Origin of the sequence: Prauserella sp. PE36 (assembly GCF_003311655.1) — a bacterium.
Lineage (GTDB): Bacteria > Actinomycetota > Actinomycetes > Mycobacteriales > Pseudonocardiaceae > Prauserella_A > Prauserella_A endophytica.
In genome coordinates, this window is the sequence record NZ_QEQT01000110.1 from 149,694 (window position 1) to 170,854 (window position 21,161).

Consider the following 21,161-nt stretch of genomic DNA (forward strand, 5'->3'; position numbering starts at 1 on the left):
GAACGCAGTGAAGGTGGCCTTCACTGCGGTTGGGGGCCGCTAGGAGGCGAGCACCACCGCCAGGTCGTCGGTGGTGGTCACCGGGCGCTCGCACACGTAGCCGCGGCAGACGTACGCGGCTGGCTCGCCGTCGACGAGCGGCCGGTCGCTCAGCAGCGGAACGCCCTCGGCCTCGGGCTGCCCGGCCAGCACCACGGCGCCGCCGTGCACCTGCCGCGCGGCCTCAACGAGCAACTCGGCCCGCGCCACCGCGTCCTGCCCCACCACCGCGACCTGCAACGGGCCTGCGACCAGTGCCTCGGCCACACTCAGCCAGTTGCCCGCGAACCGGGGCGCCTGCTCCACGAGCGCTCCCGCCCGGCGCAATGCCTGTTCACAGGCCTCGCGGTAGGTGCTCGCCCGCTCCGGACCGGCGAGCGCCGAGGCCGCGAGCAGCGCTGCCGCGAGCGCGGACGCACCCGAAGGGCTCGCGTTGTCGGTCGGATCCGACGGCCGGTGCACCAGCGCCTCCGCGTCGTCGGCCGTGTCGTGGAAGGCGCCCGGGGTGTCCGAGGCGAACCGGGCGAGCGCGGTGTCGAGCAGCGTGGTCGCCTCGACCAGCCACAACGACTCGCCGGTGGCCTGGTGCAGCGCGAGCAGCCCCTCGGCGAGACACGCGTAGTCCTCCAGCACACCGGCCGCGTCGCCGACCACGCCGTCGCGCGAACTGCGCCGCAGCCTGCCGTCCACGAGGTGCTTGTCGAGCAGCAGGCTCGCCGCACCCACGGCAGCCTCGACCCAGTCTGGCCGTTCCAGCGCGACGCCGGCCTCGGCGAGCGCGGTGATGGCGAGCCCGTTCCACGCGGCCACCACCTTGTCGTCCCTGGCGGGCTGCGGACGCCGCGCGCGTGCCTCCAGCAGCGTCGACCGCACCCGCACCCACCGGGCGGGGTCGTCCGGATCGCTGGGCAGCTGCAGGGTCGAGGCGCCCTTCTCGAACGTGCCGTCCGCGGTCACGCGGAACAGCTCCGCCGCCCACCGCCCGTCCTCCGGACCGAGCACCTCGGTGAGCTGCTCGGGCGTCCAGACATAGGTGAGGCCCTCGACGCCCTCGGTGTCGGCGTCCAGCGAGGCCGCGAAACCGCCCTCTGGGGTGCGCAGGTCCCGCAGCAGGAAGTCCGCCGTCTCCCCGGCGACGCGCAGCGCGAACGCCGACCCCGTGCGTCGCGCGAGGTGCGCGTAGCAGCGCAGCAGCAACGCGTTGTCGTACAGCATCTTCTCGAAGTGGGGCACCACCCAGGCCTCGTCCACCGAGTACCGGGCGAAGCCGCCCGCCAGCTGGTCGAAGAGCCCGCCGCGCGCCATGCCCTCGGCCGTCAGCTCCACAATGGACAACGCCTCGGGCGCCCCGGTGCGCTCGTAGTGGCGCAGCAGGAACTCCAGCACCATCGACGGCGGGAACTTCGGCGCCCCGCCGAATCCGCCGTGACCGGGATCGGTGTCGTGCCGCAGCTTCGACACCGCCGAGGAGAGCGTCTGCTCGGTCACCGCGTGCTCACGCAGCGGCGAGGTCTGCTGGGCGATGTGGTCGACGATCTGGCCGGCACCCTTTCGCAGCTCGTCGGGGCGCTCGTGCCACGCCTGCGTCACGGCGGCGAGGAGCTGCTTGAACGAGGGCATGCCGTGCCCGGGCACGGGCGGGTAGTAGGTCCCGCAGTGGAACGGTTTGCCGTCAGGGGTGAGGAAGCAGGTCATGGGCCAGCCGCCGTGGCCGGTCATCGCCTGCGTCGCGGTCATGTAGACGGCATCGAGGTCCGGCCGCTCCTCACGGTCGACCTTGATGTTGACGAAGTTGGCGTTCATGAGCGCCGCGGTGTCGTCGTCCTCGAACGACTCGTGTGCCATGACGTGGCACCAGTGGCACGCGGCGTAGCCGATGGAGAGGAGGATCGGCACATCCCGCCGCTCGGCCTCCTCGAGCGCCTCGGCACACCACGGCCACCAGTCCACCGGGTTGTCGGCGTGCTGGAGCAGATATGGGCTCGTCGCGGCGGCCAGTCGGTTCGACATGCCTCCAGGGTGGCATGCCTTCCCTACGTGCGCTCGCCCCTCGGCGTCGCCTCGGCCCGGTCGTCCTTCTCCTGCTCGGCGGTCCCGCTGTCGGCGGGCTCCTCGCCCGCGTCCGCGGCCTGCTGTCCGGGCTCGTCGAAGCTGGCGGGCACCCGCTTGAGGTGCTTGGTCATCGACCGCACCAGGAAGACCACGGCGATGAGGAACAGCAGCAGGAGCAGCAGGCCGACCGGCGACGACTTGCCGAAGTCCTCCCCCTGGCCGCCGTTGTCCCCGCTGCCCGGCTGCTGCGCGAGCGCGGCGGCGCCCGTCAGCACGGGCACCGTCGCGAATGCCGGAAGCATCATGTGGTCACCTTCTCTCGCACCCCCGCGAACAGATCGTCCTCCGGCAACGTGGTGTCCACAAGCGAGCGCACGAGCTCGTACTCCTCCGTCGGCCACACCCGGCGCTGCATCTCCAGCGGAACCGCGAACCAGCGGCTGTTCGGGTCGATCTGCGTGGCGTGCGCCTTGAGCGCCTCGTCCCGCACCTCGAAGTAGTCGTCGCACACCACGCGCGTGGTGACCCGCTCCATGACGTCGGCCTTGTCCGGGTCCCAGCGGCCGAGCCACTCCTCGTACGGCGAGTCGAGCCCCGCCTCGAGCAGGGCCTCGTGGAACGCGGTCATCTTCGCGCGCGAGAAGCCGTGCGAGTAGTAGAGCTTCAGCGGCTGCCACGGCTCGCCAGTGCCGGGGAACCGCGCGGGGTCGGGCGCGGCGTCGTAGGCGGCGACGGAGACCTCGTGGCACCGGATGTGATCCGGGTGCGGGTACCCGCCGTTCTCGTCGTAGGTGATGACGACGTGCGGCCGGAACTCGCGGATGACCCGCACGAGCGCCTCGGTGGGCTCCTCGAGCGGGACCGTGCCGAACGAGCCCTCCGGCAGCGGCGGCAGAGGCTCCCCCTCCGGCAGCCCGGAGTCGACGAAACCCAGCCAGTGGTGCTTGACGCCGAGGATCTTGGCCGCGCGGGCCATCTCCTCCCGGCGCAACTCGGTCATGTTGGCGTGCACCTCTGGCCGGTCCATCGCGGGGTTCAGCACGCTGCCCGCCTCGCCACCGGTGCAGGTGACGACCATGACCTCGTGTCCCTCGGCGACGTAGCGCGCCATCGTGGCGGCGCCCTTGCTGGACTCGTCGTCCGGATGCGCGTGCACCGCCATCAGGCGGAGCCGCCCCTCCGCCTCGGTCACCGTGCGTCCGTCAGTTACCGACATGACCGGCTAGGCCCCTCTCGCACCTGCGTTGCTCGTTGACTTGCGGACCCCCATGGCCCACCTGGGTCGGACTCCGCGGATACTCATAACGCGGAGCACGTCGTCCATCTTCCTCGCGCCTGCGACAAGACCGATCGGGAGGCCTGGTTTTGAGCACCGGACAGGCCACTTCGGCGACCGGGCCGGGCCGTCCCTCCCTCCCCGAGGGCCGCTACGGCTCCGCCCGCCCGTCGGGCCGGGCGCCCCGCAGCTGGCAGAAGTGGCTGTTCGGCGTGTTCGTGCTGCTCTTCGGCGGCGGCGCGGCGTACATCGGGTACAACAACATCGGCAGCGCGCCGATCGAGGCCCAACGGGTGGGATTCGCGGAGCGGCCCGGCAACGCCATGGAGATCACGATCGACGTGGCCAGGGACGACAGCCAGCGACCGGGGGTGTGCATCGTACGCGTGCGCGACATCTCGGGCGCGGAGAGCGGGCGGAAAGAGATTTACGTCCCACCCGGTGAAGAGCGCCTCTCCACCGTCGTCCGCAGCGTCACCAGGCCCGTGACGGCTGATGTGTACGGGTGCTCGTACAGCGTTCCTGTATACTTGTCAACCCCTGAGCGGCCAACGGGGTGAATGACGCGCTGAATGTCCGCTTAGCGGAGAACTGAGCGGCATTCAGGGCGCCGAACGTGTTACCCTGGTCTACCGGCACGGCCCCCTGCGGGCCGTGTTTTTCCTTTATCTCAGCCACGCAAGCGTGGCGGCCGGCTTGTATACCCAAGCTCGGCAGGCCCTAGGAGGAGATGGTGACCGTGAGCGACAGCAAGGTGACCTGGCTGACCCAGGATGCCTACGACAGGCTCAAGAGCGAACTCGATGAGCTGATCGAGAATCGTCCGGTCATCGCCGCGAAGATCAACGACAGCCGCGAGGAAGGCGACCTCAAGGAGAACGGGGGCTACCACGCCGCCCGTGAGGAGCAGGGTCAGCAGGAAGCCCGCATCCGGCACCTCCAGGAGCTGCTGCGAACGGCCAAGGTCGGCGAGGCGCCCGCCAACAGTGGCGTCGCCGAGCCCGGCATGGTGCTCACCGTCCGCTACGCGGGCGACGACGACGAGGAGCAGTTCCTGCTCGCCACCCGCGAGGAGGGCGGCGAGGGCGCACTGGAGATCTACTCGCCCGACTCCCCGCTGGGCAAGGCGCTGCTCGGCGCCAAGGAAGGTGAGTCGAGGGAGTACAGCCTCCCCAACGGCAACACCCAGAAGGTCACCCTCGTGAAGGCAGTGCCCTACGGCGGCTGACGCGGACGGTTGCGCGCTCCACCGATTCGGGTGTGAGCGCGCACACCACGCTCTAGTGTTGGCGGAATGACCGCCGACCTTCCCATCTGCGCCACGTGCGCCATGCAGTACGCCGCAGCGAGACCCGACTGCCCCGTCTGCGAAGACGAACGTCAATACGTGCCCTCCTCCGGACAACGCTGGACGAGCCTGGCCGAGCTGCGCGAGGGTGACCACTCCGTGCTCGTGCGCGAGCAGGCCCCCGGCGTGCTCGGCATCGGCGCCCGGCCCGGCGCCGGCATCGGGCAGCGTGCGCTGCTCGTGCCCGCGAAGTCCGGCAACCTCCTGTGGGACTGCTTCGCCTACCTCGACGACGAGGTGGTGCGCCGGGTGAACGAGCTGGGCGGCATCACCGGCGTCGCGATCAGCCACCCGCACTACTACACGACCATGGTCGAGTGGGCCGAGACGTTCGACGTGCCGGTGTACCTGCACGAGAAGGACCGCGAGTGGATCGGCAGGCCGAGCGACCGGATCCAGCTGTGGAGCGGGCAGACCCACCGGCTCGCCGACGACCTCACGCTCGTGAACCTCGGCGTGCACTTCGCGGGCGGGACCGTGCTGCACTGGCGCGACGGCGCGGAGGGCAGGGGCGCGCTGTTCAGCGGCGACATCGTGCAGGTGGTGCCCAACCGGAGCCTGGTCGCGTTCATGTACAGCTACCCGAACCACATCCCGGAGCGGCCGAGCGTCGTGCGGCACGCGGCGGAGCTGCTGGAACGCTTCGACTTCGACGACATCTACGGCGCGTGGTGGGACGCGGTGATCATCGGTGGCGCCAAGAAGGTCGTGCGGCACTCCGTCGAGCGGTACCTGGAGCAGGTCAGCGGCTAGCCGAGTAGGCGCCCATGCGCACGGCACGCCGCGCCACCCTCCGAGCTGAACGTCCCCCAAGGCCACCTTTGTTGCGTTGAACGCAACAAAGGTGGCCTTGGGGGCACGTGGGGATCAGCGGTTGGCGGTGCGCTCCAGCAGGGGCCGCACGCGCTGCGGCACGGGCGTCGACAGCGCGATCGACGTCGACGTCCTCCGCACGCCCGGCACCCCGACCACCTCGTCGATCACGCGCTGCAGGTCGTCGTTCGAGCGGGCGACCATGCGCACGAACAGGTCACCCTGACCGGTCGTGGCGTGCACCTCGCACACCTCGTCGATCGCGGCCAGCGCGGAGGCCACCTCGGTTCGGCGGCCCTGTGCGATTTCCAGCACCGCGAACGCCGTGAGCCCGTAACCCATCGCGGCCAGGTCGAGCTCGGGCGGGAAGCCGGTCAGCACGCCGTCGGCGGTGAGCTTGTCGAGCCGTGCCTGCACCGTGCCCCTCGCGACGCCGAGCCTGCGCGCGCATTCGAGCACGCCGAGCCTTGGCACGTCGGTGAGCAGCAACAGCAGCCGGGCGTCGAGCGCGTCGAGAGCCACGCACAACCTCCTACACAAAGTGCTCGATCTGATCAGCATTATCCCCTTGACACTGTACAGATTGATCAGCAAAAACACAGACTGTTGCTCAGGGTGCATGGTCGCGCGCATCCTTCGGGCATGACGACGAACCCAGCTCTCGACGACGTCAGCTACGACCAGCTCCGCCAGCTCGTCGGCCTGGTCGACCACGACGCCTCCTCCGACCCGTTCCCGGTGAAGGCGATGGACGCGGTGGTGTTCATCGCGGGCAACGCCACGCAGACGGCGTGGTTCTACCAGGTCGCCTTCGGCATGCAGCTCGTCGCGTGCTCGGGGCCGGAGACCGGCGAGCCCGACCGCAAGTCGTTCGTGCTCAAGTCAGGCTCCGCGCGGTTCGTGATCAACGGCGGTGTGCGGCCCGGCTCGCCGTTGCTCGACCACCACCGCAGGCACGGCGACGGCGTCATCGACCTCGCCCTCGAGGTGTCCGATGTGGACAAGTGCGTCGAGCACGCGCGCTCGCAGGGCGCGACGATCCTCGAGGAACCGCACGACGTCTCCGACGAACACGGCACCGTGCGAATGGCCGCGATCGCCACCTACGGCGAGACACGCCACTCCCTCATCGACCGCTCGCGCTACTCCGGGCCCTACCTCCCCGGCTACGTCGCGAAGCAGAGCACGGTGACCCGGCCGGAGGGGGCGCCGAAGCGGCTCTTCCAGGCCATCGACCACTGCGTCGGCAACGTCGAGCTCGGCAAGATGGACTACTGGGTCGACTGGTACCACCGGGTGATGGGCTTCGTGAACATGGCGGAGTTCGTCGGTGACGACATCGCGACCGAGTACTCCGCGCTCATGAGCAAGGTGGTTTCGAACGGAAACCACCGCGTCAAGTTCCCGCTCAACGAGCCGGCGGTCGCGAAGAAGAAGTCGCAGATCGACGAATATCTGGAGTTCTACGAGGGCGCGGGCTGCCAGCACATCGCGCTCGCGACGAACGACATCATCGCGACGGTGACGGCCATGCGCGCGGCGGGCGTGGAGTTCCTGGACACCCCGGACTCCTACTACGACGACCCCGAGCTGCGCGCGCGGATCGGGGAGGTGCGCGTGCCGATCGAGACGCTCAAGGAGCACCGGATCCTCGTGGACCGCGACGAGGACGGCTACCTGCTGCAGATCTTCACCAAGCCGATCGGGGACCGCCCGACGGTGTTCTACGAGCTGATCGAGCGGCACGGTTCGCTGGGCTTCGGCAAGGGCAACTTCAAGGCCCTGTTCGAGGCCATCGAGCGGGAACAAGAGCGCCGCGGCAACCTCTGAGCGTCCGTCCCCCAAGGCCACCTTTGGTGCGTTGAACGCACCAAAGGTGGCCTTGGGGGCAGTCAGGGCATCACGGTGTAGCCGGCTCGCTGGAGTTCTTGGGTCACCTCTTCGCAGTGGGCAGGACCCCGGGTCTCCAGCTTCAGCGCGATCTCCACCTCGCCGATCGCGAGCCTGCCCGCGATGCGCGAGTGCTCGATGTCGATGACGTTCGCGCCCAGCTCGCTCACCCTGGTCAGCACCCCGGCCAGGGAGCCGGGGCGGTCCGGAACGCACAGGCGCAGGTACAGGTAGCGGCCGGCCGCGGTCATGCCGTGCTGGATGATCTGCAGCAGCAGCAACGGATCCACGTTGCCGCCGGAGAGCACGGCCACGACCGGCGGCTCGAACGCTCCCGGGTGCTCCAGCAGCGCCGCCACCGCGGCGGCGCCGGCCGGCTCCACCACGAGCTTCCTGCGTTCCAGGCAGTTCAGCACCGCCCGCGAGAGCCCCTCCTCGCTCACCGTCACCACGTCGTCCACGAGCTCCGAGACGTGGGCGAACGTCAGGGGACCCGGCCTGCCGACCGCGATCCCGTCGGCCATCGTCTGCATGTTGGCGAGCCGCACCGGCTCACCGGCGGCGAGCGACGGCGGGAACGCGGCCGCCGCTTCCGCCTGCACGCCGACCAGCCGCGCTCCCGGCCGCAGCGCCTTCACCGCGCTCGCGACGCCGCCGACAAGTCCGCCGCCCCCGGTGGAGACGAGCACGGTCGCCACCTCGGGCAGCTGCTCGACGATCTCCAGGCCCACGGTGCCCTGGCCCGCGATGATGTCGGGGTGGTCGAAGGGGTGGATGAACACCGCGCCCGTCCGCTCGCCGAACGCGACCGCCTCGGCCAGCGCCTCCTCCAGCACAGCGCCGTGCAGATGCACCTCGGCGCCGTACGCCTTCGTGGCGGCCAGTTTCGGCAACGGCGCCCGCTCCGGCATGAACACCGTCGCCTTGATGCCCAGCAACGACGCCGCAAGGGCGACGCCCTGCGCGTGGTTGCCCGCACTCGCCGCGACCACGCCCCGCGCCCGTTCCTCGTCGCTCAACGCGTGCAACCTCGTGTAGGCGCCCCGGATCTTGAAGGAACCGGTGCGCTGCAGGTTCTCGCACTTGAGAGAAACCGGGCCGCCGTGGGCCTTCTCGAGATCGCGAGCGTGCTCCATCGGCGTGCGCCGCACCACACCCTCGAGGAGCTGCGCCGCCCGCCGGATCCGTTCCACGCTCACCAGTCGCATGAGCAGGGAGGATACGGCCTCGGCCACAGTCAGTGCCGTTCGTGCATGGTGTGCATCACGATTGGGTATCCTGGTCTTCGCGCAGCGACCTCGAGAGCAGGAGACAGCATGGCCAGTGGGACGACGCCGAGGGGCTCACGCTCCGGTTTCGTGCCGTTGCTCGCAGGCCTCACGTCGGCGCTCGCACTCACGGGAGCCGCTGTCTACACGGTCGGGCAGGCGAACTGCGGGGACCCCGGTCGCTACATCCGCCACGACAACCACATCGAGCTCGTCGGTGGCTGCGTCGATGGTGGTGAGCTGCCCACCACCGGCGGGGCGAAGTCGTCCACCGCCGACGGTGCGCAGCAACTCAACAACTTCCGCCCCTAGCCCAGGGCTTGCTCGAGGTCCGCGACGAGGTCGCGGGCGTCCTCGATCCCCACCGAGAGCCGCACCAGTTCCGCGGGCACCTGCAGCAGTGATCCCGCCACGCTCGCGTGTGTCATCCGGCCCGGGTGCTCGATGAGCGACTCGACGCCACCGAGTGACTCGGCGAGGATGAACAGCTTCGTACGCGCCGCCGCGTCCAGCGCGGCCTGCTCGCCGTCGGCGTGATCGAACGAGACCATGCCACCGAAGCGCCGCATCTGCTTCGCCGCGACGTCGTGACCGGGGTGCTCGGTGAGGCCCGGGTAGTACACGCGGCTGACCTTGGGGTGCCGGACGAGCGCCTCGACCACGCGCTCGGCGTTGTCGCAGTGCCGCTCCATGCGCACGGCCAGCGTCTTGAGGCCACGCAGCGTCAGCCACGCGTCGAACGCGCCCGGCACCGCCCCGGACGCGTTGCGGAGGAAGAACAGCTGCTCGCGCAGCTCGTCCGAGTTGGTCACCACGGCGCCACCGACGACATCGGAGTGCCCGCCGAGGTACTTCGTCGTTGAGTGCACCACGATGTCGGCGCCCAGTTCGATGGGTGTCTGCAGGTACGGCGTCGCGAACGTGTTGTCGACGACCAGCCGCGCGCCGCCCACGTGGGCGATCTGTGCGAGCGCGGGGATGTCGGAGACGCCGAGCAGCGGGTTGGTGGGCGACTCGCACCAGATGAGCTTGGTCTCCGGCCGCAGCGCGGCGCGGACCTCGTCGAGGTCGGAAAGGTGCGCGACGCTGTAGGTGACACCCCATTGCGTGAGGACCTTGTCGATGAGCCGGAACGTGCCGCCGTACACATCGTTGCCGAGCACGAGGTGGTCGCCGGGGCGCAGCGTCGCGCGCAACACGGCGTCGCTGGCGGCCATGCCGGAGCCGAAGGCGAGGGTGTGCCGCGCGCCCTCCAGCGCCGCGAGCGCCTCCTCCAGCGCGGTCCGCGTCGGGTTGGCGGTGCGCGAGTACTCGTAGTCGCCCTCGCGGGTGCCGCCCACGCCGTCCTGCGCGTAGGTGGAGGTCTGGTAGATCGGCACGATCACCGAACCCGTGCGGGGGTCCGGCTCTTGGCCTGCGTGAATGGCGCGGGTCTCGAAGCCGAGTCCGGCGGGGTCGTGAACCATGCCCTCAGCCTACGACCGCGTCACCAGGCCCGCCGCTGGCGTACCCACCTGCGGGTGGGGGCGATGACCGCCAGCACGAGAGTCGCGATCGCGGGCAGGCACACGACCAGCACCCGTGCGGAGCTGTAGCCCACGCTCCTGCTGTCAAGCTCGCCGTTCAACGAAAGGCGCGCGGCGAACCCGGCGAGCACCATGAACGCGAAGTACACGACGGCGAAGCCCGCGCCGGTGGCGACGAGCACCTGTCCGGCGACCCTGCGCTGCAGCAGCAGGATCGCGCCGGGCAGCAGGAGCCCCGCGACCACCAGGTTGGCGGCCAGGCTGGTGAGCGCGAACGGAGACCGGGCCACCACGTCGATGCGGCTGAACAGCGCGAGGACGCCAAGCAGGTGCACGGCGGCGCCGACCAGGGCGAGCACGGAGGCGGCGACGGCCGTGCCGCGGTGTGCGGGCGGCTGCGGCGGATCGCCGTACGGCTCGTTCGGGTACGGCCCCGGATACTGCGGCAGGCTCTGCTGGCTCATCGCGAACCAAGGTCGCACAAAGGAGATGCCCCCGGCCAGAGACCGGGGGCATCAACCTCAGTTCAGTTCGTCACCACTGCTGCGGCGGCTGGCCGGGCTGGCCGTAACCACCGGGCTGCCCGGGGGGCGGGCCCTGCGGGGGCTGGCCGAAGCCACCCGGCTGCTGCGGGGGCTGCCCGTAGCCGCCGGGCTGCTGACCCGGCTGCGGGAAGCCACCGCTGGACGGGTTCGGACCGCCGGGCTGGCCGAAGCCACCGGGCGGGCCCTGCTGCGGGAAGCCGCCGGGCTGGCTCGGCGGGCCGAACCCACCGGGCTGGCCGAAGCCGCCGGGACCGCCGAAGCCGCCGGGGCCACCGGGACCGCCGAAGCCGCCGGGGCCGCCCGGACCGCCACCGAGGCCCACGTACTGCGCCGTCTGCGGCAGCACCGCGACAACGCCGACGGCCAGGATGAGGATGCCCATGATCAGGGTGAAGATGATCCGCGTCGGCGGGTCGCCGCCCTCGGTCATCAGGAGAATGGAGAAGAGCAGCGCCAGGAAACCGCCCGCGATCGCCAGGTACGGAATGAGCTTCCTCAGGCTCGCGCCGACCCGGTCGGCGAGCGCGTGGAGCACGCCCGCGGCGAGCGCCACGACGCCACCGACCAGCATCATGATCAGGTAGAACGTGATGTGGCCCGGCACCTCGGCGGCCGCGCTCTCGATCTGCGCGTTGACGGCGTCAGCGCCACCGGCCTGCTCGATGTACTGCCGGCACTGGTCCTCGCTCTGGCCGCTCTGCTCGACGCACATCGACACCAGGTCGTCCTCGGAGCCACCGCCGCCGCTGAGGTCGGAGAGCAGCGTGATCGCCAGGATCGCCGTGACGATACCGAGGACGGCGACCAGGCCGCCCGCGATCCACGCGTACATCTTGTTGCCGCCACCGCCGCCACCGGTGGGAGCGCCGAACGGCGCGGCACCGGGCGGAGGGGCTCCGAAAGGTCCGGGCGGCGGGGGCCCGCCGAAACCGCCCTGGCCCTGAGCGGGGTCGAACCCGCCGGGCTGGCCGAAGCCCTGCTGCGGCTGCTGGCCGAAGCCACCCGGCTGCTGCGGCTGCTGGCCGAAGCCGCCGGGCTGCTGCCCGAAGCCCTGCTGCGGGTTCACCGCGGCGGGGTTGTCGGCCGCGCTCGGCGGGGGCGCGTACGGGATGGCGGGAGGGGGCTGCGAGCCGGGCGGCACCAGCTGGGTCGACTCGGCACCGGGGCCTTCGCCCTGCTGCTGGACCGGCTGGACGACCTGAGTCGGCTCCGGGCCTTCACCGAACTGCTGATCTCCCTGGGCCGGCTGCTGGGGCTGCTGCTGCCCCGGCTGCACGACCTGAGTCGGCTCCGAGGAACCGAACGGGCTGTCTTGTTGTGGGTTAGGGCCACTTGGAGGGCCCTGCGGCGGCTGCTGCCCGCCGCCCCAGGGCTGGTTCGGTGGCTGCGGAGCACTCATGTGGGTCTTGAACCCCCTTGACACGGACCTTGCTTGATGTTTTTCGCTCGCGCACACGCTATCGGATGCGCCCCCGGACCGCTCGTAACGCCCCAGATCCGGCGCACGATGAGACTTGTCCGACTTCTTAATGCCCGGAAAGGAACGCGAGCAGGTCCTGACGCGTCACCACACCGGCAGGCTTGCCACCTTCGAGGACGAGCGCACCATCCGCCGAGGTCAGCGCCTTCATGGCGGAGCTGACCTGCTCCCCCGCGCCGATCGTCGGCAGCGGAGGCGACATGTGCGCCTCGAGCCGGTCGGCGAGTGCCGCCTTGCCGGTGAACAGCGCGTCGAGCAGGTCCCGCTCGTTGACGGCGCCCACCACCTCGGCCGCCATCACCGGCGGCTCCGCGCTCACCACGGGCATCTGGCTGACGCCGAACTCACGCAGGATCGACACCGCCTCGGCCACCGTCTCGTTCGGGTGCGTGTGCACCAGGTCGGGCAGGCTGCCGCTCTTGCGGCGCAGCACGTCGCCGACCGTCGCGCCGGAGGAGTCGGGCGGCAGCAGGCCGTAGGACGACATCCACGCGTCGTTGAAGACCTTGCCCAGGTAGCCCCGGCCGCCATCGGGCAGCAGCACCACGATCACGGCGTCCTTCGCGTCGGGACCGAGGCGCTTCGCGAGCCGGAGCGCCGCGGCCACCGCCATGCCGCACGAGCCGCCGACGAGCAGGCCCTCCTCGCTGGCCAGGCGTCGCGTGGTGTGGAACGAGTCCGCGTCGGAGATCGCGATGATCTCGTCGGCGATGTCGCGGTCGTAGGTCGTCGGCCAGAAGTCCTCGCCGACACCCTCGACCAGGTACGGCCTGCCGGTGCCGCCCGAGTACACCGAGCCCTCGGGGTCGGCGCCCACGATCTGCACCTTGCCCTGGGAGACCTCCTTGAGGTACCGCCCGGTTCCCGAGATGGTGCCGCCCGTGCCGACGCCGGCGACGAAATGCGTGATCTTCCCGTCGGTCTGCCGCCAGATCTCCGGCCCGGTCGAGAGGTAGTGGCTCTCCGGGTTCTGCGGGTTGGCGTACTGGTTGGGCTTCCAGGCGCCCTCGATCTCGGTGACGAGCCGGTCGGACACGCTGTAGTAGGACTCCGGGTGCTCCGGCGGCACGGCCGTCGGGCACACCACCACCTCCGCCCCGTAGGCCTTGAGGACGTTGCGCTTGTCCTCGCTGACCTTGTCGGGGCAGACGAACACGCACTTGTAGCCCTTGCGCTGGGCGACCATCGCCAGGCCGACACCGGTGTTGCCGGAGGTGGGCTCGACGATCGTGCCGCCGGGCCGCAGCTCTCCCGAGGCCTCGGCCGCTGCGACCATGCGCAGCGCGATGCGGTCCTTCACGCTGCCGCCGGGGTTGAGGTACTCGACCTTGGCCAGCACGAGCGGGCTCAGGCCCTCGGTCAGGGTGCCCAGCTTGACCAGCGGGGTGTCGCCAACGAGGTCGATGACGTGTTCGGCGTATTCCATGTCATCAGCGTAAACAGTGCGCGAAGTCCCGACACCGGCGCGGGCGAGGCGCATTGTCCGAATAGGACCGCTGTGCTTAGCTCCTCAAGGTCATACGTTCGAGTGAACTCGCGAGGAGCGACACCGTGAGATCCCTACGGAAACACCGCGTGCGGGCGGCGGTCACCGCCGCGCTCGCAGGCGCACTGCTCGTCACCACGGGCGCGCCGGCCTCAGCCGAGCGCCCCGACCGGCTCCCGGTCTTCACGCTCAGCGTGCTCTTCACCAACGACATGGAGTCCGCGCTGCTCGGCGTCGCGGGCGACGGCACCGACGAGGGCCCGATCCTCGATGGCGGGGCGAACCCGTACGGCAGCCCCTCGCGCGTCGCGACGCTCATGGACGACCTCCGCAAGGAGGCCACCACCGGCAAGCCGAAGCCTGGCCAGGCGCCGCGGCGGGGCGAGGTGACCCTCTCCGGCGGCGACAACTTCCTCGCCGGACCCGAGTTCTCGGCGAGCCTCGAGAACGGCGTGCCGTTCTACGACGCGCTCGCGGTGGACGGCATCGGCTACGACGTCAGCGCGATCGGCAACCACGAGTTCGACTTCGGGCCCGACGTGTTCGGCCAGTTCATCGAGAGCTTCGGCGGTTCACTCGACTTCGTCAGCGCCAACCTGGACGTCTCCGGCGAGCCCGCGCTCGACGCGTACGCGCAGGACGGGACGATCGTGCGCAGCAAGGTTCTTCGCTCCTCGGGCCAGCGCATCGGCGTGATCGGGCTGACCACGCCGGAGCTGCCCGCGATCTCCAGCCCCCGCGACGTCGAGGTGAGCGGTGACCTCGCCGGGATCACGAACGGCCTCGCCGCCGACTTCGCCAGGCGGGGCATCGACAAGGTCATTCTCGTGAGCCACCTGCAGGACATCGACAACGAGCTGGCCCTCGTGCCGCAGCTGTCGGGCGTCGACGCGGTGGTGGGCGCGGGCGGCGGCGAGATCCTCGCGGGGCCCGAGGACCGGCTGATCCCCGGTGACGTCGCCGAGCGGGGCTTCCCGCTGTACGCGAACGACAAGACCGGCCGGTCGGTGCCCGTGGTGACCACGACGGGCGACTACAAGTACATCGGCAGGCTGGTGCTCAACTTCAACCGGCGCGGCGAGGTCGTCGGCGTCGACGAGCAGCAGAGCGGCCCGGTGCGCGTGTCCGGCGTCGGCCCCGACGCGGTGGCGGGCGACCCGCGCGTGCGCGCCGAGGTGGAGAAGCCGGTCGCGGAGCACGTGGAGTCACTGGCCGAGACGGTGGTGGCCAACACCGAGGTGCCGCTCAACGGCGTCCGCAACGACGTGCGCTCGCGGGAGACCAACCTCGGGAACCTCGTGGCCGACAGCCTGCGCTGGGCCGGTCAGCAGCGCGCGGCGGAGTACGGCGTGACGCCGCCGCAGGTGGGCATCCAGAACGGCGGCGGCATCCGCAACGACTCGACGTTGCCCGCCGGGGACATCACGGCGCTGAACACCTACGAGGTAGCGCCGTTCGCGAACTTCGTGGCCGTGGTGCCCGACGTGCCGCGGGCGGTGTTCCGCCAGCTCCTCGAGCGCGGTGTCGCCGCGGCACCGGGCGCCGCTGGCCAGTTCATGCAGGTGTCCGGGGTGTCGTTCACCTACGACGTCACGCGCACGGCGCAGGTGGTGCGGGAGGGCACCAACACGATCGTCACGCCAGGCGACCAGGTGCGCGACGTCGTGCTGGAGGACGGCACGGTGATCGTGCGGGACGGCGTGGTGGTGGACGGTCCGCCCGTCTCGATCGCCACGAACGACTTCTCCGCCCGCGGCGGCGACGGCTACCCGTTCGAGGGTCTGCCGTTCACGCCGGTCGGCATGACGTACCAGCAGGCGCTGCAGGCCTACCTGACCGACGGCCTCGGCGGCGCGGTCACCTCGGCGCAGTATCCGGTGGGCGGCACGGGCCGGATCGTCGCTCTGTAGCTCACGCGGTGAAGGCCACCCGCTGTGTGTTCAAGCACGCAGTCAGGGTGGCCTTCCCCGCTGTCAGGATGCAGGATGAGGAAGTGAGCTGAGCGCCCGCTTAGTCGTCGTCGTGCAAAGGAGTACGCACCATGCCCGAAGCCGTGATCGTCTCTGTCGCCCGCTCGCCCATCGGCAGGGCCGGCAAGGGTTCGCTGGTGGACCTGCGGCCCGACGACCTCGCCACGCAGATGGTGCGGGCCGCGCTGGACAAGGTCCCGCAGCTCGACCCCGCCGACATCGACGACCTGATGCTCGGCTGCGGCCTGCCCGGCGGTGAGTCCGGGTTCAACATGGGCCGCGTCGTGGCCGTGCAGCTCGGCTACGACCACCTCCCCGGCTGCACCATCACCCGCTACTGCTCGTCGAGCCTGCAGACCACGCGCATGGCGCTGCACGCCATCAAGGCAGGCGAGGGCGACGTGTTCATCTCCGCGGGCGTGGAGACCGTGTCGCGCTTCGCGAAGGGCAGCTCCGACTCGTGGCCCGACACGCACAACCCGCTCTTCGCCGACGCCGAGGCGCGCACCGCGAAGGTCGCCGAGCAGGGTTCCGACACCTGGTCCGATCCGCGCGAGAACGGCGACGTCCCGGACGTCTACATCGCGATGGGCCAGACCGCCGAGAACCTGGCGCGGCTCAAGGGCGTCACGCGCGAGGAGATGGACGAGTTCGGCGTGCGCTCGCAGAACCTCGCCGAGAAGGCCATCGCCGACGGCTTCTGGGCCAAGGACATCACGCCGGTGACACTGCCGGACGGCACGGTCGTGGCGAAGGACGACGGGCCGCGTCCCGGCGTGACGCTGGAGGGCGTGGCCGGCCTCAAGCCGGTGTTCCGGCCGGACGGCCGCGTCACCGCGGGCAACTGCTGCCCGCTCAACGACGGCGCCGCCGCGGTGGTGATCATGAGCGACACGAAGGCGAGGGAGCTTGGTGTCACGCCGCTGGCCCGCATCGTGTCCACGGGCGTCTCCGGGCTGTCGCCGGAGATCATGGGCTACGGCCCGGTCGAGGCCTCCAGGCAGGCGCTCGCGAGGGCGGGGCTGAGCATCGGCGACATCGACCTCGTCGAGATCAACGAGGCGTTCGCCGCTCAGGTGATCCCGTCCTACCGCGACCTCGGCATCGACATCGAGCGGCTGAACGTGAACGGCGGCGCGATCGCGGTCGGCCACCCCTTCGGGATGACCGGTGCTCGGATCACGTCGACGCTGATCAACTCACTGCAGCACCACGACAAGCAGTTCGGCCTCGAGACGATGTGCGTCGGCGGCGGCCAGGGCATGGCGATGGTGCTCGAGCGGCTGAACTAGACGGTCTTGGGCTGTGCCAGGCAGACCACGGTGGGCGGTCGTGTGTAGACCGCTCCCGTGGCCGCCTCGGTGCCCGAGCACGCCTTCGCCGGGTCCGTCTGTCCCTCGACGACCTTGACGACCTGTATCTCGGCGGACGGGTCCGTGCAGGGCACCCGCGCGTAGCCCTTCGTGCTCGAGGTCACGTTGGCCCAGCACTCGCCGTTCTTCGCGTTGAGCATGAGGCAGAGCTTGGTGTCCTCGGTGGCGAGGTAGTCGTAGTCGCCCTGCGGGCAGCTCTCCCCGCCGTCGCTCAGCCGCACGGCCACCTTGACATTGGCCGACGGATCACCGCAGTCGACCTTCTCCGGGTCCTCCTGCGCCGTCGTGGAGAACTCGGGAACGCTGAGGCATTCGCCTTCCTCGGCGGTCCAGCCGCCCAGCGGAAGGTTCCGGACCAACGCGCCGAGCCCGAGCAGCACCAGCACGGCGGCGGGCACGCCGATGCGGAGCCAGAGCCCGCGCCTCTTCCGCGGGGGTGGCGGTTCGCCGAACGGGGCGGGTGGGAGCGGCGTGCTGCCGTAGGCCCCCGGCTGCTGGCCGTACCCCGGCTGGCCCGGCGGCGGGTACTGCCCGTACCCGGGCTGCTGCGGATACTGCGGCGGCTGACCGGGCTGCCGCGGGTACGGCTGGCCCGGTTGCTGCGGATACTGCGGTGGCTGGCCGTACGCCGGGGGCCGCCCCTGGGGCGGCGGGGCGTAGGGGTTGGGCCTGCCCGGCTCCGGCTGGCCAGGGTAGGGCGGAACCGTCACCGGGCACCTCACTGCGGACACGTGAACTGGACGGATCCATCTAACACGGCGTGATCACCACGGCCACGATCAGGTGACAAAAACGAGGGGCGCCCGGCCGATCCGGCCGGGCGCCCCTTCGTCCAGGAGCCGAGTCCGCGCTATTCGCTCTGCAGGTACGAGAGCAGCCGCAGGATCTCGAGGTACAGCCACACGAGCGTGGTCATCAGACCGAAGGCGACGTACCACGCGAACTTGGCGGGAACGCCCTCGCGGATCGCCCTGTCGGCCATGTCGAAGTCCAGCAGGAAGCTGAACGCCGCGATGCCGATGCAGACGAGGCTGAAGATGATCGCGAGTGTGCCGCCGTCACGGAGGCCCATGTTCACGCCGAACAGCCCGAGCACCAGGTTGGCGAGCATGAGCACGAGCACGCCGCCCAGCGCGCCGATGATCCACTTGGTGAGCTTCGGCGTGACCTTGACGGCGCCGGTCTTGTAGACCACCAGCATCACCACGAACACGGCCGCGGTGCCCAGAACCGCCTGCAGGGCGATGCCAGGGAACATGAGCTCGAAGACGCCGGTGATCGCACCGAGGAACACGCCCTCGGCCGCCGAGTAGGCGAGCGTCATGGGGGCGCTGGCGATCTGCTTGAAGATGATGATCAGCGACAGCACGAGGCCGACCAGCATGCCGCCGATCATGGCGCCCATGATCGGGCCCATCGCGTCGGCAGCGGCCTGGCCCTGCGCCCAGATCGCGGTGACGATGCCGACGAGCAGGGTGACCCCCAGGCTCGCGCCGGTCTTCATCACCACGTCGTCGACGGTCATCGGGCGGTCGGCGGACCCCGCAGGGGCCTGCGGCGTGCCGTAACCGGGCACACCGCCCTGCGGCTGGTTGAAGCCGGCGTACGGTCCAGCTGCCGCGGTGCTCGTCGGCAGGTTTCGGAACGCCGGGTTGCTTGAGGTTCGCACCTGATCCTCCTGGATCTCCTGGCACTTGCATTGGGCTTAACGACCGCGTGCGCCGGCCGGTTCCCGTAGGTCAGTAAAGGCGACTTTACCCACAATCGAGATCGTGCCGCGTGCACACACCGTAAATGTTCTGTGCCTTTTACCGTCCGGCGACGTCCACCGCTCGGCCGATTGCCCTGCTCACCCGTTTCGGGACATTCTCACCAGCAGTGTCCCGATCTTGCCCGAAGGCGTGTCGGGATGGATCACACAAAGGGGGAACTGGTGGGTTCGACGACACGCCGGGCTACCGTCGTGCGCCTGTTGATCGCGTGCGCGCTGGCCGCGTTGTCACTGGTCGTCGTGGCTCCGGCCGCGTCGGCGGCCGTCGAGGAGGGCGCGGGCCACCGGACCACGCCTGGGCAGTCCTGGGGCGGCCGCGACCGCGCCTACGACTGGGTCGGCTCCTACCGGGTCGGCGGCAAGCAGGTGTTCTGCGTGTCGTTCGCGCTGAAGGCGCCCGACAGCGGCGAGGTGTACCGGCCAGGCGACGAGCTGCTGACGAAGTGGGGCGAGAAGCTCTCCCCCGAGGTCGCGGCCAACATCTCCTACCTGCTGCTGCGCTACGGCGACACGCGGAGCGCCGACGAGGCCGCCGCGCTCGCGCACCTGCTGCACTCGTGGACCGCGGCGCCGCGCTCGCCCGCCGACCTCGACCCGGACAAGCCGTTCACCGAGATCGGCTACGACATCGACCTGCAGTACGGCAAGCTCCCCGCGAGCGCGCAGCAGGCCGTGGAGCGCCTGCGCGCCGACGCCGAGGCCAACCGGGGCCCGTGGACGGCCGCGGTCACCGCGCCGGAGGAGGCGCAGACCATCGGCACGCCCGGCGAGTGGACGATCAGCGTCACCAACGCGGCCGGCAAGGGCGTCCCAGGGGTGCCGGTGGCGCTGACCCTCGCCGACGCCGAGGTCGACGGCGAGCAGACCGTCACCACCGGCGAGGACGGCACCGCCACGCTGCAGGTGGTGCCCACCGGCGAGAACCCGAAGGTCGCCGGCGCGCTCTCGGCCCCGGCCGAGCGGCCGTACGTGCAGGACCCGGTCACCACCGACACCCAGCGCGTGGTCTCCACCGGCGGCGAGCAGGAGCTGACCGCCGAGGCCACCACGCAGGCCGTCACGCCGCCCGGCGTCGTGCGGGTCGCGAAGGTCGACGCCGCAACGGACAGGGGCATCGCCGGCGTCCCGCTGCGGATCACGGCCGCAGACAAGACCTCACCCGCGCTCGGGCAGGACGACCAGCCGCTCGTCGGCGAGGACGGCAAGCCCGCCGTCGTCACCACCGAGGGCGAGGACGGCCTGGTGACGGTGGAGAACCTGCGCACGCCGCAGGAGATCTGCGTGATCGAGGTGAGCCCGCCGAGCGGCTACGACGACGCGTTCGACCCCGCCGACCCGCCATCGGCGTGCGGCACGGTGCAACCAGGCGAGACGCTCGTCCTGACGATCGAGAACGTCGCCGACCAGGTACCCCGCACCATCCCCGCCGGTGAGCAACCGACGACGGTCGCCCAGAGCGCCACCACCACGAGCACCCCGGTTGGCGCGCTCGCCGGGATGGGCGTGCTCGCGGTCATGGTGTCCGGGCTCGTCGGCCTTGTCGCCAGAAGGCGGTTCACCCGGGACTGATGACGTACTTGAAACGCGGCAGGGGCAGGTGGGCCAAGGCCTACCTGCTGGGAGCGGGCACGGTGCTCGCCGCCGAGCTGGCCGTGGTCGGCCTGGTGCTGCTGCCGCCGACGGTCGCGGTGGCGGGCAGCCCGCAACCGGTCGCCGTGCCGCAACCTCGTGAGCAGGCGGCACCGGAGACCACCACGGCGACGCCGGAGCCCACCACGGCGGCCCCGGAGCCCGAACCGGCGCCGCCTCCTGCCCCGAGGCCGGAACCGGAACCCGCGCCACCGCCCACACAGGACCGTCCGGTCGCGAGCGGCCAGCGTCCCGGCACCATCCAGCTGCCCCAGGGCGGCACGGCCGAGCTCGTGCGCAGGGAGGTCGGCCCCGACGCGGTGCTGCCCGTGCCGGACGACCTGGACGAGGCCACCTGGTGGGGCGCCGGACTCGACGCGCCGAGCGGCGCGAGCGTGTTCGCGGGACACGTCAACTGGAACGGGCGGACGGGCCCGTTCTCCGAGCTGTGGGAGATCGGCGTCGGCGACGAGGTGACCGTCAGCGACACCGGAGGAAAGGTGTGGCGCTACCGCGTCGCCCAGATCGTCACGCTGCACAAGGACGAGCTGCCCGCGCGCGCCACGGAGCTGTTCAGCCAGAGCGGCGGGCACCGGATCGTGCTGGTCACCTGCGGTGGACGCTGGCTCGGCGGAAACACCGGATATGCCGAGAACCGGGTCGTCATCGCGGAACCCGCCTGACACAATGCGCCA

Annotated in this window: 20 protein-coding genes; 9 read left to right on the top strand and 11 right to left on the bottom strand. The window is 70.7% G+C overall.

Going from position 1 to position 21,161, the window contains the following annotated elements; translation table 11 throughout:
- Nucleotides 1–39: 39 nt before the first annotated feature.
- Genes DI005_RS36010 through mca form a run of 3 tightly spaced genes read right to left on the bottom strand, consistent with a single transcriptional unit; the run spans nucleotide 40 to nucleotide 3,253 of the window.
- Nucleotides 40–2,049, bottom strand: coding sequence for a thioredoxin domain-containing protein (locus DI005_RS36010; RefSeq protein ID WP_113645001.1), 2,010 nt, complete (start codon nucleotides 2,047–2,049; stop codon nucleotides 40–42).
- Nucleotides 2,050–2,072: 23 nt separating this feature from the next.
- Nucleotides 2,073–2,396, bottom strand: coding sequence for a hypothetical protein (locus tag DI005_RS36015; protein ID WP_113645002.1), 324 nt, complete (start codon nucleotides 2,394–2,396; stop codon nucleotides 2,073–2,075).
- On the bottom strand, nucleotides 2,393–3,253 hold the full coding sequence (gene mca / locus DI005_RS36020) for a mycothiol conjugate amidase Mca (RefSeq protein ID WP_199543527.1): 861 nt from the start codon (nucleotides 3,251–3,253) through the stop codon (nucleotides 2,393–2,395). Before mca ends, DI005_RS36015 begins: the two co-directional genes overlap by 4 nt.
- Nucleotides 3,254–3,456: 203 nt before the next feature.
- Between mca and DI005_RS36025 the strand changes: the two genes are divergently transcribed.
- The 3 genes from DI005_RS36025 to DI005_RS36035 all read left to right on the top strand — a co-directional run bounded on the left by DI005_RS36025 (nucleotide 3,457) and on the right by DI005_RS36035 (nucleotide 5,468).
- A complete protein-coding gene (locus DI005_RS36025; RefSeq protein WP_112270815.1) occupies nucleotides 3,457–3,927 on the top strand; it encodes a DUF4307 domain-containing protein in 471 nt (156 codons plus the stop codon).
- A gap of 173 nt (nucleotides 3,928–4,100) precedes the next feature.
- A complete protein-coding gene (gene greA / locus DI005_RS36030; RefSeq protein ID WP_112271280.1) occupies nucleotides 4,101–4,595 on the top strand; it encodes a transcription elongation factor GreA in 495 nt (164 codons plus the stop codon).
- Between the two features lie 66 nt (nucleotides 4,596–4,661).
- Nucleotides 4,662–5,468: an MBL fold metallo-hydrolase gene (locus DI005_RS36035; RefSeq protein ID WP_112270814.1), complete on the top strand. Its 807-nt coding sequence runs from the start codon at nucleotides 4,662–4,664 to the stop codon at nucleotides 5,466–5,468.
- A 114-nt stretch (nucleotides 5,469–5,582) separates the two neighbouring features.
- Here DI005_RS36035 and DI005_RS36040 read toward each other — a convergent pair whose 3' ends face one another.
- Nucleotides 5,583–6,050, bottom strand: coding sequence for an Lrp/AsnC family transcriptional regulator (locus tag DI005_RS36040; RefSeq protein WP_112270813.1), 468 nt, complete (start codon nucleotides 6,048–6,050; stop codon nucleotides 5,583–5,585).
- 120 nt (nucleotides 6,051–6,170) lie between these two features.
- Here DI005_RS36040 and hppD point away from each other — a divergent pair, with 120 nt between their 5' ends.
- Nucleotides 6,171–7,358 (top strand): 4-hydroxyphenylpyruvate dioxygenase, encoded by a 1,188-nt coding sequence (gene hppD / locus DI005_RS36045; protein ID WP_113645004.1) that lies wholly within the window; start codon nucleotides 6,171–6,173, stop codon nucleotides 7,356–7,358.
- 62 nt (nucleotides 7,359–7,420) lie between these two features.
- Here hppD and ilvA read toward each other — a convergent pair whose 3' ends face one another.
- Complete coding sequence (ilvA, locus tag DI005_RS36050; RefSeq protein WP_112271278.1) at nucleotides 7,421–8,626, bottom strand: threonine ammonia-lyase; 1,206 nt, start codon at nucleotides 8,624–8,626, stop codon at nucleotides 7,421–7,423.
- Between the two features lie 108 nt (nucleotides 8,627–8,734).
- On the opposite strand from ilvA, the gene DI005_RS36055 reads away from it, so the two are divergent.
- Entirely contained in the window at nucleotides 8,735–8,998 is a 264-nt protein-coding gene (locus DI005_RS36055; protein ID WP_112270809.1) for a hypothetical protein, read from the top strand.
- On the opposite strand, the gene DI005_RS36060 is transcribed toward DI005_RS36055, so the two are convergent.
- The 4 genes from DI005_RS36060 to DI005_RS36075 form a co-directional block, all read right to left on the bottom strand.
- Nucleotides 8,995–10,152, bottom strand: coding sequence for a cystathionine gamma-synthase (locus tag DI005_RS36060; RefSeq protein WP_113645005.1), 1,158 nt, complete (start codon nucleotides 10,150–10,152; stop codon nucleotides 8,995–8,997). The two genes, DI005_RS36055 and DI005_RS36060, sit on opposite strands and share 4 nt — an antisense overlap.
- A 20-nt stretch (nucleotides 10,153–10,172) precedes the next feature.
- Nucleotides 10,173–10,676, bottom strand: a complete 504-nt coding sequence (locus DI005_RS36065; RefSeq protein ID WP_112270805.1) for a hypothetical protein — start codon at nucleotides 10,674–10,676, stop codon at nucleotides 10,173–10,175.
- Nucleotides 10,677–10,746: 70 nt separating this feature from the next.
- Nucleotides 10,747–12,156 carry a hypothetical protein gene (locus DI005_RS36070; protein ID WP_158559948.1) on the bottom strand — a complete coding sequence of 470 codons (1,410 nt, stop codon included), beginning with the start codon at nucleotides 12,154–12,156 and terminating at the stop codon, nucleotides 10,747–10,749.
- 127 nt (nucleotides 12,157–12,283) lie between these two features.
- Nucleotides 12,284–13,663, bottom strand: a complete 1,380-nt coding sequence (locus DI005_RS36075) for a cystathionine beta-synthase (protein ID WP_113645006.1) — start codon at nucleotides 13,661–13,663, stop codon at nucleotides 12,284–12,286.
- A gap of 125 nt (nucleotides 13,664–13,788) precedes the next feature.
- Between DI005_RS36075 and DI005_RS36080 the strand changes: the two genes are divergently transcribed.
- Nucleotides 13,789–15,633: a bifunctional UDP-sugar hydrolase/5'-nucleotidase gene (locus tag DI005_RS36080; protein WP_113645007.1), complete on the top strand. Its 1,845-nt coding sequence runs from the start codon at nucleotides 13,789–13,791 to the stop codon at nucleotides 15,631–15,633.
- Between the two features lie 131 nt (nucleotides 15,634–15,764).
- Nucleotides 15,765–16,985: an acetyl-CoA C-acetyltransferase gene (locus DI005_RS36085; protein WP_113645008.1), complete on the top strand. Its 1,221-nt coding sequence runs from the start codon at nucleotides 15,765–15,767 to the stop codon at nucleotides 16,983–16,985.
- Here the strand turns inward: DI005_RS36085 and DI005_RS36090 are convergent.
- Nucleotides 16,982–17,776, bottom strand: coding sequence for a hypothetical protein (locus DI005_RS36090; protein ID WP_113645009.1), 795 nt, complete (start codon nucleotides 17,774–17,776; stop codon nucleotides 16,982–16,984). The two genes, DI005_RS36085 and DI005_RS36090, sit on opposite strands and share 4 nt — an antisense overlap.
- A 140-nt stretch (nucleotides 17,777–17,916) precedes the next feature.
- Nucleotides 17,917–18,735 (bottom strand): Bax inhibitor-1/YccA family protein, encoded by an 819-nt coding sequence (locus DI005_RS36095; protein WP_112270795.1) that lies wholly within the window; start codon nucleotides 18,733–18,735, stop codon nucleotides 17,917–17,919.
- Nucleotides 18,736–18,999: 264 nt separating this feature from the next.
- Here DI005_RS36095 and DI005_RS36100 point away from each other — a divergent pair, with 264 nt between their 5' ends.
- Together DI005_RS36100 and DI005_RS36105 are read left to right on the top strand one after the other, a co-directional pair.
- A complete protein-coding gene (locus tag DI005_RS36100) occupies nucleotides 19,000–20,406 on the top strand; it encodes an Ig-like domain-containing protein (protein WP_233520435.1) in 1,407 nt (468 codons plus the stop codon).
- A complete protein-coding gene (locus DI005_RS36105; protein WP_113645011.1) occupies nucleotides 20,406–21,149 on the top strand; it encodes a class F sortase in 744 nt (247 codons plus the stop codon). The genes DI005_RS36100 and DI005_RS36105 overlap by 1 nt, the downstream gene beginning before the upstream one ends.
- Nucleotides 21,150–21,161: the final 12 nt, after the last annotated feature.